Source organism: Flavobacterium sp. TAB 87 (assembly GCF_001529295.1).
In the GTDB taxonomy this organism is placed as follows: Bacteria; Bacteroidota; Bacteroidia; order Flavobacteriales; family Flavobacteriaceae; genus Flavobacterium.
The window spans coordinates 156,064-169,548 of record NZ_LLWK01000035.1; the positions used below are offsets into that span (position 1 = coordinate 156,064).

Consider the following 13,485-nt stretch of genomic DNA (forward strand, 5'->3'; position numbering starts at 1 on the left):
TTAATTAGTTTAAAATATCACTCTTATGAAATCATTTTTCCAAACATGCATGGCAATTACTTTATTTTTTACTCTTGCCGCTTGCGATGCAAAAATAAATAATGCCAAAACAGAAACTGCCAAAATTTATGGCAACTGCGAGAAGTGCGAAAAAACAATTGAAAAGGCAGGAAATTTAGATCAAATTGCCAAAGTAGATTGGAATTCGGATACCAAAATGGCAAGCATTACTTTCGATTCAACTTTAACCAATAAAGAAGATGTTTTAAAACGCATTGCAATGTCTGGTTACGATAGCGAAGATCATTTGGCAACTGCCGAAGCATACAACAAATTGGCTGATTGTTGTCATTATGACCGTAATCCAAAAGCAGTGACAGAAACAGAAACTGCTGCAATAATGCCTATTGACGTGCTTGCAAAAGATAATCCGTTGGCTAGCGTTTATAGTTCGTATTTTGAGGTAAAAGATGCCCTGGTACAAACAGACGCTGCAACTTCTTCGGCGAAAGCTAAAAATTTAGTAACAGCAATCGACGGTGTAAAAATAGATGCACTTTCAAAAGACGTACACGCCGTTTGGATGAAAGTAATGAAAGCTTTAAAATCGGATGCTGAGAAAATTGCAGCTACCAAAGATGTCGAGAAACAACGTGTTGCCTTTACTACTTTGTCTCCAAACATGTACAACTTGATGAAAGTGACTAAAAACACTACACCGGTTTATTACCAATATTGTCCAATGGCAAATAATAATAAAGGTGGCAATTGGTTGAGCACCGAAAAAGCGATCAAAAATCCATACTACGGCTCTAAAATGATGAGTTGTGGTGGTGTAAATGAGGTTATTCAGTAAATTTTTATTAATAAAGTAGTAGCTTTTAGTTGCTGTTATTACAATTTTAATAGCGGCAATTAAAAGCTATTTTTTTTAAGTGTCTTCTTACTACACATTTTCTAATTTTTAAATTATAAATAAAATCTCCAGTACATGAAACTATTTATTAAAAATATGGTGTGCGACCGCTGCAAAACGGCGGTACAATCGGAGTTAGAAAAACTCGGATTGCATCCTATTTTGGTTGAATTGGGAGAAATAGAATTAAAAGAAGACACCATTGATACTGTAAAATCAGAATTAATACATACTTTAAGTACGCTGGGTTTTGAATTATTGGATGATAAAAAAAGTAAAACCATTGATAAAATAAAAACGTTGATAATAGATTTGGTTCACCATAAAAAAGACCAACTATCAACTAACTTATCTCAATTTTTAGCTGACGAAATTCAGCAAGACTACAGCACCTTAACTGCCCTTTTTTCGGAAGTTGAAGGAACAACAATAGAAAAGTTTTTGATAGCTCAAAAAATAGAAAAAGTAAAAGAACTACTGGTATACGACGAGCTTACCTTAAGTCAAATTGCTTTTCAATTGCATTACAGCAATGTTTCTCATTTAAGCAATCAATTCAAAAAAGTAACTGGTTTTTCTCCAACATACTTTAAGAATCTCAAAAAGAAAAATAGGCTTCAAATAGATACGTTGTAAATCTTACAAATGGTATCTAAAATTCTACAATAGTTTAACTGCATTTATTAGTTAAATTTGTAACACTAATGTGAATCAAAGGTAAAAATCGACCTTACTTATCAGAAAACAAACCTGTTACGTTTTGAAATAACAAATAATTTATTTGAAATTTGAAACGTTTTATTCGCGTTACTAATCTTAAAAAAGAAAAGTAATGATACATCACTATCAAATAAGCGGCATGTCGTGCAACGGCTGCCGATCTAAAGTAGAGAAAACATTGAACACGATTGAAGGAGTTCAAGCAACGGTGACGCTAGACCCGCCTGCAGCCACAATCACTATGGACAAACACATTCCCATTGACGAGTTTCAAGAAGCGCTCTCGGCAGTTGGAGATTATACGATTACTTCAGAACACGAAAAACCTAAAAAATCATGTTGTTCGTCTACGCATGATCACGCTCCCGCAAAAACTACAAAACACAAAGTAGCAGAAGGCAAATATTACTGCCCTATGTTTTGTGAAGGGGACAAAGTATATGACAAAGCTGGAGATTGTCCAGTTTGCGGAATGGATTTAGTGCAACAACCCGTTCTGAATCAAACGCAACAGTACACTTGTCCGATGCATCCTGAAATTATAACTGATGCTCCCGGAAGTTGCCCGATTTGCGGAATGGATTTGGTTCCCATGCAACCGTCAGCAAGCGAAGACAATAAAACATACAAAGATTTACTGAAGAAGTTTAAAATTGCCGTTTTATTTACGCTCCCAATTTTTATTATCGCGATGAGCGAAATGATTCCGAACAATCCTCTGGAAAAATTACTATCTATTCCGAACTGGAATTGGGTACAATTTGTATTATCTATTCCCGTTGTTTTTTATGCGGGTTGGATGTTTTTTAGACGCGCATGGAAATCGATTGTGACGCTCAATTTAAATATGTTCACCCTTATCGGAATTGGAACAAGTGTGGCTTTTATTTTTAGCGTAATCGGAATGTTCTTTCCAGAACTTTTTCCAGACGAATTTAAAACCCATCACGGTACGATCCACTTATATTTTGAAGCAGCAACCGTTATTTTGACGCTTGTTTTATTAGGACAATTGATGGAAGCGAAAGCGCACAGTCAAACCAGTGGCGCCATAAAAGCACTTTTGAAATTAGCGCCAACAGATGCCACTTTAGTACAAGATGGAAAAGACCAAACGATCTCTATTCACGATATCAAAAAAGACGATTTATTGCGTGTAAAACCAGGTGAAAAAATTCCGGTTGATGGAAAAATAAAAACTGGAAGCAGTCACGTTGATGAATCAATGATTACGGGAGAACCAATTCCTGTAGATAAAGCGGAAGGAGACTCAGTAAGTGCGGGAACGATAAATGGCAATAAATCATTTGTGATGGTTGCAGAAAAAGTAGGTTCAGATACGTTGCTTGCCCAAATTGTACAAATGGTTACTGATGCAAGTCGTTCACGTGCACCGATTCAAAAATTAGCCGATACCATTGCTAAATATTTTGTACCCATTGTCATTTTAATTTCAATACTTACCTTTTTTATATGGTACTTATTCGGACCTGCTCCAAGTATGGTTTATGGTTTTATAAATGCAGTTGCGGTATTAATTATTGCTTGTCCTTGTGCATTAGGTCTTGCCACACCTATGTCGGTTATGGTTGGTGTTGGTAAGGGCGCACAATCTGGTGTGCTGATCAAAAATGCAGAGGCCTTAGAAAACATGAATAAAGTAGATGTTTTGATCACGGATAAAACGGGAACTATCACCGAAGGAAAGCCTTCTGTAGAAAAGGTAGTTGCCTTTCAGGAAGGTCCAACTGATGACTTGCTTCATAAAATTGCATCGCTCAATCAATCAAGCGAGCATCCTTTGGCGGAAGCCGTGGTTAATTTTGCCAAAGACAAAAAAATGGAGTTAACCGATGTTCAGAATTTTGAAAATTTTTCTGGCAAAGGTGTTGTCGGTACAATTGCCAATGATAAAATTGCTCTTGGAAATGATAAATTGATGGAACAGTTGCAAATTTCACTTACAGCTGAGCAAAAAGAACAAGTTGCCGCCGAGCAAAAACAAGGTAAAACGGTTTCATATATAGGTATTAATGCTACTGCAGTTGGTTTTGTAACCATTACTGATGCTATTAAAAAGACCAGCGTAGCTGCGATAAAAACATTACAAGATCAAGGTGTCGAAGTTATTATGCTAACGGGTGATAATGAAAATACGGCCAAAGCCGTGGCAGATCAATTGCATTTGACCGACTTTAAAGCAGGGTTTCTACCACAAGACAAACTGGAGTTTATTAAAAAATTACAAGCCCAAGGAAAAGTGGTCGCGATGGCTGGTGACGGAATAAACGATGCTCCTGCCCTTGCGCAAGCCGATATAGGAATAGCAATGGGAACAGGAACAGACGTTGCCATAGAAAGTGCCAAAATAACTTTGGTCAAAGGTGACTTGCAAGGAATTGTGAAAGCCAAAAACCTAAGTCATGCAGTGATGAAAAACATTAAGCAAAACTTATTTTTTGCCTTTATATACAATATTTTGGGCGTACCTATTGCAGCGGGAATTTTATATCCGTTTTTCGGAATTTTATTATCTCCAATGATTGCTGCCGTTGCCATGAGTTTCAGTTCAGTTTCGGTAATTGTTAATGCTTTGCGTTTGCGTTCAGCTAAAATTTAAAAAAAAATGAAAAAAAACCTCCTATTAACGATGACTTTTGCACTAGTAGCTTTTCAAATGGCTGTGGCTCAAAATGTCGTTCGATACGATTTATATGTCCGCGATACTGTGGTTAATTTTTCGGGAAAACAGAAAAAAGCAATAGCTGTAAATGGCCAAATTCCAATGCCAACCTTAACTTTTACTGAAGGTGATATTGCCGAAATTCATGTGCACAATGAATTAAAGGTGGGAACATCTTTGCACTGGCACGGTTTGCACTTGCCCAATAAAGAAGATGGCGTTCCGTATATGACACAAATGCCTATAGCGCCAAAGACGTCGCATATTTATCGTTTTCCTATTACTCAACATGGAACCCATTGGTACCACAGCCACAGTGGTTTGCAAGAGCAAATTGGAATGTACGGGATGATGATTTTGAAAAAGAAAAAAGACGATGTCACCTTTAGAAAAGGAATTGATGATTTGCTTCAAATTCCAGTGATTTTAAGTGAATGGACGGATTACAACCCAATGAATGTAACCAGAATGTTGCACAATGCATCCGATTGGTTTGCGATCAAGAAAGGAAGTACACAAAGTTACTCAGAAGCCATCAAAGCGGGTCATTTTAAAACGAAATTCAACAACGAATGGAAACGAATGTTGGCAATGGATGTGAGTGATATTTATTATAACAAGTTTTTAATTAATGGTAAAAGTGAACCTCAAGTTGTTACTCCATTAGAAAATTTAGACAAAAGCACCTTTAAAGCTGGCGATAAAATTAGGCTTAGAATTGCTAATGGAGGTGCCTCCTCTTATTTCTGGCTTACTTACGCCGCAGGCAAAATAACAGTTGTTGCCAACGATGGAAATGACGTTGTTCCTGTAGAAGTGGATCGCTTAATTATTGGTACATCAGAAACTTACGACGTTGTGGTAACAATTCCCGAAGATGGAAAAGCGTTTGAATTTTTAGCTACGCCAGAAGATCGATCGGGTTCTGCCTCGTTATTTCTGGGTCACGGAACAAAACAGTTGGCCGAAAAATTGCCAAGTTTAAAGTATTTTGAAGGCATGAAAATGATGAATGGCATGATGGACATGAATGGAAACATGAACGACATGGGGATGCAGATGAGCTTGCAAAAAATGGACATGAATGCGGTTATGTATCCTGAACTTTCTAAAAAGGCAGCGATGAAGATGGAAGGAATGAAAATGGATGACCATAAGATGCCCGAAATGAAAATGGATCACAAAAACATGAACCACAAAGACATGGACGACATGCCGATGAATGATACGAAAATGGACACCATGAAAATGGATGGAATGAAGATGGCGGAAAAGGACATGAATAAAAAAATGGACATGAGTTCGGACAGTCACAAATCTCACGGTGATCAATCAACGTCAAAAAAAGGCATGGTAACGCTGAATTACGGAATGTTGCAGTCGCCAACAGTTACTACTTTACCTGAAGGTGCTCCTTTGCGAGAAATTCGTTTTGAATTGACCGGAAATATGAATCGCTATGTTTGGTCCATGGACAACAAAGTGTTGTCTGAATCAGATAAAATACTAATAAAAAAAGGAGAAAACGTTCGAATCACTTTGTACAACAACTCGATGATGCGTCACCCCATGCACCTTCACGGTCATGACTTTAGAGTTTTGAACGGAAAAGGAGCATATGCACCATTAAAAAATGTCATCGATATTATGCCAATGGAAACCGATACGATTGAGTTTCATGGCAATGCAGATGGAGACTGGTTTTTTCACTGTCACATTTTATACCACATGATGTCCGGAATGAATCGCGTATTTAGCTATGAGAATTCACAACCAAATGAACTTGTACCAGACAAAGAATGGGCATACAAAAAGCTACAAAAAGAAAGTAACATGCTTTATTTGAGCGCTGAAAATGATTTTGCAACCAACGGAAATGATGGTAAAATAGCACTTGAAAATGCAAGATGGAGCTTAGGAACCGAATGGCGTTTGGGTTACAATAATAAAGATGGATACGAAACAGAAACACATTTGGGACGCTACATTGGAAAAAATCAATGGTTTATGCCTTTTATTGGTTTTGATTGGAGACACCGAAAATTAGACGTTGGCGAGACAGAAACAAATGTTTTTGGACAATCAAGCAACAAAGACAGTAGAGCGGTTTTTAGTGTTGGTGCCAACTATACTTTGCCATGGTTAGTAACAGCTCAGGCCGAAGTGTATCAGGATGGGAAATTTAGAATGCAACTTTTTAGAGAAGACATTGCCATTACACCGCGCGTGAGAATGGCCTTTATGGTCAATACCGATAAAGAATATATGGGCGGACTAAAATATATCTTAACCAAAAACAGTGCTTTATCTACCCATTACGATAGTGATATGGGTTGGGGATTGGGAATCAATCTGAATTATTAAATCATACCAATGCCATTTAGAACGAGTTGTTTTAAATGGCATTTTTTTTTTGCGCACTAGTCACTGTATTTTTAAATAGCATTACTTTTTTGAAATCGTAATAAAAAAACATTTTCTGTGTTACTTCCATTATCAATTTTCCCGTTACAATTACATTCTTGTCATCTATTTAAATTCAAAAATTAATGCTAAAATAGTTTGTCATTTTGAAAAACAAAGTATATTTGCGTAATAAAAGATAAACTTGTCTTTTATTGTTTTTAAAAATTACTTTATGAAATCATTTATGCCAACCGTTAGTATACTACCACAAGGACATCCGGTAAAAGTGTACTATGAAGAAGCCGAATTATTAGATTCTATTCTACAAGAACTACATGATGCTAATCCAGAAGAGGATTTTCAGCGGTATTACAATATATTTAATCAATTAGCGACAATCGAAAAAAGATTTATACGTAAGGAAAACCAGCTGTTTCCGTACTTAGAAAAACGAGGTTGGGATGGTCCTACCAAAGGAATGTGGTCGTTTCATGATACGTTACGCGATCAAATTAGATTATTGAATACGTATAATGATAAAAAAGAATTTTCAAAAATAAACGAAAATAAAAAATATTTAATTGATGGTATTCGTCGTTTAATGAACGTCGAAGACGTCCGATTATTTCCAACAGCTATGGAGATTTTAACCGATGAAGATTGGAAAGAATTTTACGAAGGTGATGAAGAAGTGGGTTGGATGCTAGCACACAAACCTACTCCGTATCCTGCGCGTATAACAGAAGAATACATTCATCAGAGTCAAGATACTGCAAATAGAGATTTGTCTTTTTCATTAGAAAATACCTTTCACTACGACGAAGGTTACATGACACCAGAACAGGTCAATTTATTACTGCGCTTTCTTCCGTTAGACATTACCTATGTGGATGAAAACGATAAAGTTATTTTTTATAATCGAGGAGAAGATCGCGTGTTCCCTAGAAGCAAAGGAGTTATTGGTAGAGAAGTAAAATTTTGTCATCCTCCCAAAAGCGTCGATACCGTCATAAAAATTATAGATGAGTTCAAGGCTGGGCATAAAGATATGGCTGACTTTTGGTTCGATTTTAAAGGACGTATTATTTACATTAGGTACTTTGCCATTCGAGACCATAACAAAATATACAAAGGAGTACTGGAAATGTCTCAAGATATTACTGAAATTAAAAAAATTGAAGGTCAAAAAAGATTGTTAGACTGGGATTAAAATGATGAGCCATGTCAGGAGCTTCAAAAACAGTCCGCTTTTTAATTACAAGCAAGCGAATATATACTATTAAATGGCTGTCACAACTTCACATTAATGCTTTTAAACAGTGTGCGAACGTATAAAATACAAAAAAGGCTGTTTCACTTGTCGTGAAATAGCCTCTTTTAAAATAGTAGTTAAATTTTTATAATATTGCAAACCCAAAATTTACGTTCAATTTTAAGTTGCCGCTAAAACGGTCTCACTGCGTTTGAGTTTGCCGCTTTCTGTTTCAATAAATTTACAAACAAATCGAATTTCCTTTGGCTTATAATACTTATCTAAACCATCAAAAATAGTAGGATCAATGATCTGTTTGTTTCCCTCGATTATTAAAATTAATTTTTCTCCTAAAGTTACATCAGAAACACCTGCTACAAAGAATCGCGCATCTATTTTTCCAGATAACTTCGCTTCAATTACTTCAGGAATAAGTTTTACACCACCGCTATTAATAATATTATCAATACGGCCTAAAAATACAAATTGATTTCCATTGGTAATTTCAACTAGATCATTAGTTACAATGACTTCATCGCTGATCGAAGGTGCAGAAATCACCATACAACCACGCTCGTCTGCCTTAATAGTAGCATGCTGTAAAACCGTAAAATAAGTTTCAGATAGGGCACGAGCAGCAATGTGAGTAATCGTCTCGGTCATACCGTACGTTTCGAATATTTTAATCTTCAGTCCTTTTGTTTTTTCAATTAACTCGGGACTCATTGCTGCACCACCAATAATTAATTTTTTAACATTTTTAAGCTCGTCGAGTGAGTTTTCAACTTGCAAAGGAACCATTGCTACAAAATCATAAACCGTTGTATTGTTATGTAAAGGCTTTGAACTAGGAAGTACAATATCCAATTCCAATCCTAAAATCAGACTGCGAACAAGCATCATTTTACCTGCAATAAAATCGCTGGACAGACAAAGTAAAGCTTTATTGCCCGGTTCTAACTCAAAAAAATTGCCCGTCGCTAAAGCGGACGCAATCATTGCTTTTTTGGACAATCTTATTTCTTTTGGCGCTCCTGTCGTTCCAGAAGTCATAATGCTTACGTACGGCTTATTGTCTAGCCAATCCAACAAAAACTCACCTATTGATTGCTCAAAATCATCACCTTCTTTCACGTAACTGTAGCCCACACGAGACAAATCGCTTGCGGTAAAATGATCGCCATTTAACTTAAACTTATTGTGCACATTTTTATTGGTTATTTCTAAATCATTCATGTGTTTTATTTTAAGCATTTGATTACTAAGTAATTATTTTACCTGTTAATTTTTCTTTCCAGTTTGTCCACTCGTATTTGACACTAAAAATGTACAACAAAATTGGATAAATAACAAAAATAGGAATCAAAATATCGCTAATCGGATTTGGATCTGAAGTGTCCTTCAAAATCGAATGCGTTTGAAAAGCCGACCAATCTGAAGTGATTAGCAACGCGCTAATTAAATTATTGGCTGCATGAAATCCTAAAGCCAATTCCATACCTTCATCCATTAAAGTAACGATCCCTAAAAATAGTCCAGTTCCTATATAAAAAACCATTACGATATTTCCCATTTTAGCTACCTCTGGATTAAAAAAGTGTAATCCTCCAAAAATTAAAGAAGTCATCAGTAACGGAAACCATCTATTTCGAGCTAAATTGGCAAAACCTTGCATCAAATATCCCCTAAAAACATATTCTTCAGTACTAGTTTGAATCGGAATTAAAATAGCACCAACTACAACCAAAATCGCAAAAGGAATCGGTTTAAAATTAATAATAAAAGAATTCGGATTTAAATAGTAAAAAACCAAAATAGAGACAATGGTAAATGCTGCCCAAATAGTGAATGAAAAAAAGATGCGATTCCAATCTATTTTTGTTCTGGTCGTTGTAACTGATAAAACAGTTTGGCCGTGCAGATTTTTTACCACTTCAAAAAGACAGAATAAAGCAAACACAAACGACAATAAAGCTAAAACTAACGTGAAATTAGAATCAAACATATTCATAATATCGACTTGGGTAACAGGTTCTGGCTTACCGTTTACTTTTGTTTCGTACAAAATTGCGATATACAACGGAATCTGTCCAAAAGTGGTGGCCGCAATAATTATTACCGAGCCTATAATGTATTTCCAAAATTTATTTTTAGGTTTTACACCTTGTTCTAAAAACATAAATAATTGTATTTAAAAGACGAACCAAGTGGTACCTCTTTAGGGTTGATTTTTATTTTTTAAATAGTATTGCCAACTTTTTTTTCATCCATAATTCTATTTTACTTTATCTAAACTATAAGAGAATGATGTCTTTAAATTCCTTTTTAATTCCTTCTAAAAATTTTTTCATCAATTTTTAAAAACGAATATCAGAATAATAAAAATTATATTTTCTTTATAAAAGAGTAGATAAATGCTATTTTTAGAATCGTTATTTTTGAATTAAATTGCAAAAAAAGAAACTTATTATGGTCTATTTAATGCCTAAATTAGTTCTTTTTTAAAGAAATCTCTAACTAAATTTTTAAATAAAAATATGATACAAATTTATCACAATCCAAGATGCGGAAAATCAAGAAGCTGCGTAACTTTCCTACAAGAAGAAAATAAGGAGTTTGAAGTTATTCCGTATTTATCAAATGTACCTTCTGCAGAAGAACTGCAACAACTACTTCTAAAATTAAATTTGAGTCCGCTTGAATTAGTCCGAACTAAAGAAAAAATTTGGATCGAAAAGTACAAAGATCAGACTTTAAATGACGAGCAAATCATTCAAGCACTGGCAGATAATCCCATATTAATCGAAAGACCAATTGTTGTTAAAGATGGAATAGCGATAATTGGCCGCGACTTAGAAAAAGTAGCAAACTTTTTAGAATAAATATAAAACGAAGCATTAACATTTTTTTGTGACAAACGGCATTAAACCCAAAGCTACATTTGCAGTCTAACAGTCAAACATAAAAGACCATCAAATGAGAAAATCCAAATTAGCTTTAACCTTTCTTGCGTTTTTTGCTTTATTCTTATCCTTCGCGCAACAGCGACCAGGCGGACAAGGAGCAGGAAACCAACAAGCTAAAGTAAAAGTTACCGGTGTTGTTGTCGAAAAATCTTCGAAGCAACCTTTAGGTTATGCCACAATAACATTAACAGACACTAAAAATCCGAAAGTAATTACAGGCGGAATAACCGATGAAAATGGTAAATTTTCTGTAGATGCTACTCCTGGAATCTACGATATAAAAGTCGAGTTTATTTCGTTTAAAGCCACCGAAATCAAACAAAAGCAAATTAAAGAAAATACTAATTTAGGAAACATCGGTTTATCTGAAGATGCAAATGAACTGAATGAAGTTGTTATTCGTGCCGAAAAATCGACAGTAGAAATTAAATTAGACAAAAAAGTATACAACGTAGGTCAAGACATGTTGGTAAAAGGCGGAACGGTAAGTGATGTTCTAGAAAACGTTCCTTCTGTTTCTGTAGATGTTGAAGGAAATGTGAGCTTACGCGGAAACGAAAACGTACGTATTTTTATTGATGGTCGTCCGTCAAACGCTTTAAATATGGCGGAAGCTTTACGTCAAATTCCAGCAGACGCGATTGATAAAGTAGAAGTTATTACTAATCCATCGGCACGTTATGATGCAGAAGGTGGTGCAGGAATTTTAAATATTATCTTGAAAAAAGGAAAAAATTTAGGTTTAAACGGAAGTTTCATTGCTTCTACAGGAATACCTGAAACCTATGGTTTGAGTGCCAATGTAAACTACAAAACCGAAAAGTTTAACTTTTTTACCACCACAGGATACAATTACCGCACGAGTGAAGGCGGTGGCGCAACAAATTCTAAATATTTTAATGCAGACGGCTCTATAAAAAAATACATTAACGAAGAAAGGGATACCGAAAGACTTCGTAAAGGCCTTTCTACAAAAACTGGTTTCGAATGGACAGTTGCTCCCAATACGTATTGGACGAACTCGATTAGTTTTCGTGACAATCGTGGTTCAGGTAACGATTTGGTTACCTACAATAATTTTGATGCAAACAATGTTTTTGCTAACACCCAATACCGTTTAAGCGACGGTGCTGATAGCGGTCAGGATTTTGAATACAACTCTAATTTCTTGAAAAATTTTGACGATCAAGGTCATAAATTAACTATTGATGCATCGGTATCAGGAAATGACAGCAATCAAAATTCTATTATTACAGACGAAATTTTAAATAGCGGTGTTGCTGCAACATTCGATAATACTTTCAATAAAGAAAATCAAAAGCAAGTACAAGTTCAAGCAGACTATGTATTACCAATTGGTAAAGGAAGTCAGTTTGAGGCGGGTTACAAAGGAAGTTACTCTAATCTTGACAATCAGTACAGCATAACAACCGATCAAAGCGGAAACGCAATCGACGGCTATTTATCAAACACGCTCGAATATATTGAACGTGTTCATGCGGTTTATGCTCAGTATGGTTTTAAAGTGAATAAATTCTCGTATTTGTTTGGTTTGCGTTACGAAGACACCAACATCGATGTAAATTTATTGGACACAAAAGATTACAACAGCAAAAAATACAACAACTTTTTTCCTAGTGCTTTTGTAAATTATGAGATAACGGATAAAAGTAATTTATCATTAAGTTACAGTAAACGTCTGTCAAGACCAAGAGGACATTTTTTAAATCCAGCTACTAATTACTCGAGTAACATTAACTTTTTTAGAGGTAATCCAGACTTAGATCCTTCTTTTAGCGATAAATTTGACTTAGGCTATTTAATGCGTTGGGAAAAATTGACGCTAAGCAGTTCTATTTACTATGAGTACACCAAAGATGTATTCTCATTTGTACGTTTAGAAACGGGAGAATTTGTAAATGGTACACCAGTAATTATGAGTACGCCAATAAACTTGGCAGAACAAGATCAAATTGGTTTTGAATTTAACGCCAACTACAATCCATTTAAAGTATGGAAAATCAACGGAAGCTTTAATTTATCACAATCTAAAACAACCGGAGAGAACACGTATACAGATGCGCAAGGTATGGTTATCACGCAAAACTTAAACAACGAAACTTTTTCTTGGTACACTCGTGTAAGCTCTCGCGTAACACTTCCGTACAAAATTGACTGGCAAACGACTGCTATGTATTTTGGGCCACGCAACACTGCACAAGGTAAAAGTTTAGGTCAATACATGGTCAACACTGCGCTAAGTAAAGACATTCTAAAAGACAATGCTACAATTGCTTTTAACGTAAGTGATATTTTTAATTCGCGAAAAATGAAAAACGAAACGTATTTACCAAGTGTAGAGTCGTACAGCGAATTTCAGTGGCGCAAAAGACAATTTAACTTATCGTTTACGTACCGATTGAACAAAAAGAAAACGGACAGAGATAAAAATGCTCCGAAAGAAAATAATGAAGATAGTGGTGGTTTCCCAGGATAATTAATCACCATAAGGCACAAAAAAAAGGACTCGTAAAACGGGTCC

General features: G+C 35.4%; 9 protein-coding genes. 7 read left to right on the forward strand and 2 right to left on the reverse strand.

Going from position 1 to position 13,485, the window contains the following annotated elements; genetic code table 11:
- Nucleotides 1-25: 25 nt before the first annotated feature.
- From AP058_RS07495 to AP058_RS07515, 5 genes are all read left to right on the forward strand, one after another.
- Nucleotides 26-856 (forward strand): DUF3347 domain-containing protein, encoded by an 831-nt coding sequence (locus AP058_RS07495; protein ID WP_066308682.1) that lies wholly within the window; start codon nt 26-28, stop codon nt 854-856.
- A 135-nt stretch (nt 857-991) separates the two neighbouring features.
- On the forward strand, nt 992-1,552 hold the full coding sequence (locus AP058_RS07500) for an AraC family transcriptional regulator (protein ID WP_066308684.1): 561 nt from the start codon (nt 992-994) through the stop codon (nt 1,550-1,552).
- A 196-nt stretch (nt 1,553-1,748) separates the two neighbouring features.
- Entirely contained in the window at nt 1,749-4,256 is a 2,508-nt protein-coding gene (locus AP058_RS07505) for a heavy metal translocating P-type ATPase (RefSeq protein ID WP_066308688.1), read from the forward strand.
- Nucleotides 4,257-4,262: 6 nt separating this feature from the next.
- A complete protein-coding gene (locus tag AP058_RS07510; RefSeq protein WP_066308693.1) occupies nt 4,263-6,683 on the forward strand; it encodes a multicopper oxidase domain-containing protein in 2,421 nt (806 codons plus the stop codon).
- A 274-nt stretch (nt 6,684-6,957) separates the two neighbouring features.
- Nucleotides 6,958-7,935 carry a DUF438 domain-containing protein gene (locus AP058_RS07515; protein ID WP_082706610.1) on the forward strand — a complete coding sequence of 326 codons (978 nt, stop codon included), beginning with the start codon at nt 6,958-6,960 and terminating at the stop codon, nt 7,933-7,935.
- A 222-nt stretch (nt 7,936-8,157) separates the two neighbouring features.
- Here the strand turns inward: AP058_RS07515 and AP058_RS07520 are convergent, their stop codons facing one another.
- Together AP058_RS07520 and AP058_RS07525 are read right to left on the reverse strand one after the other, a co-directional pair.
- Nucleotides 8,158-9,213 carry an AMP-binding protein gene (locus tag AP058_RS07520; protein ID WP_066308695.1) on the reverse strand — a complete coding sequence of 352 codons (1,056 nt, stop codon included), beginning with the start codon at nt 9,211-9,213 and terminating at the stop codon, nt 8,158-8,160.
- Between the two features lie 25 nt (nt 9,214-9,238).
- The gene (locus AP058_RS07525; RefSeq protein ID WP_066308697.1) at nt 9,239-10,156 is read right to left on the reverse strand and encodes a CPBP family intramembrane glutamic endopeptidase; all 918 of its coding nucleotides are present in this window, start codon (nt 10,154-10,156) and stop codon (nt 9,239-9,241) included.
- 358 nt (nt 10,157-10,514) lie between these two features.
- Between AP058_RS07525 and AP058_RS07530 the strand changes: the two genes are divergently transcribed.
- Both AP058_RS07530 and AP058_RS07535 read left to right on the forward strand, forming a co-directional pair.
- The gene (locus AP058_RS07530) at nt 10,515-10,859 is read left to right on the forward strand and encodes an ArsC/Spx/MgsR family protein (RefSeq protein ID WP_066308700.1); all 345 of its coding nucleotides are present in this window, start codon (nt 10,515-10,517) and stop codon (nt 10,857-10,859) included.
- Nucleotides 10,860-10,953: 94 nt separating this feature from the next.
- Complete coding sequence (locus tag AP058_RS07535; protein WP_066308702.1) at nt 10,954-13,440, forward strand: outer membrane beta-barrel family protein; 2,487 nt, start codon at nt 10,954-10,956, stop codon at nt 13,438-13,440.
- The last annotated feature ends 45 nt before the right edge of the window (nt 13,441-13,485 follow it).

Coding starts and splice junctions, on each gene's coding strand:
- AP058_RS07530 (WP_066308700.1), top strand. CDS start 10,515: ATGATACAAATTTATCACAATCCAAGATGCGGAAAATCAAGAAGCTGC.
- AP058_RS07495 (WP_066308682.1), top strand. CDS start 26: ATGAAATCATTTTTCCAAACATGCATGGCAATTACTTTATTTTTTACT.
- AP058_RS07505 (WP_066308688.1), top strand. CDS start 1,749: ATGATACATCACTATCAAATAAGCGGCATGTCGTGCAACGGCTGCCGA.
- AP058_RS07515 (WP_082706610.1), top strand. CDS start 6,958: ATGAAATCATTTATGCCAACCGTTAGTATACTACCACAAGGACATCCG.
- AP058_RS07520 (WP_066308695.1), bottom strand. CDS start 9,213: ATGAATGATTTAGAAATAACCAATAAAAATGTGCACAATAAGTTTAAG.
- AP058_RS07535 (WP_066308702.1), top strand. CDS start 10,954: ATGAGAAAATCCAAATTAGCTTTAACCTTTCTTGCGTTTTTTGCTTTA.
- AP058_RS07525 (WP_066308697.1), bottom strand. CDS start 10,156: ATGTTTTTAGAACAAGGTGTAAAACCTAAAAATAAATTTTGGAAATAC.
- AP058_RS07510 (WP_066308693.1), top strand. CDS start 4,263: ATGAAAAAAAACCTCCTATTAACGATGACTTTTGCACTAGTAGCTTTT.
- AP058_RS07500 (WP_066308684.1), top strand. CDS start 992: ATGAAACTATTTATTAAAAATATGGTGTGCGACCGCTGCAAAACGGCG.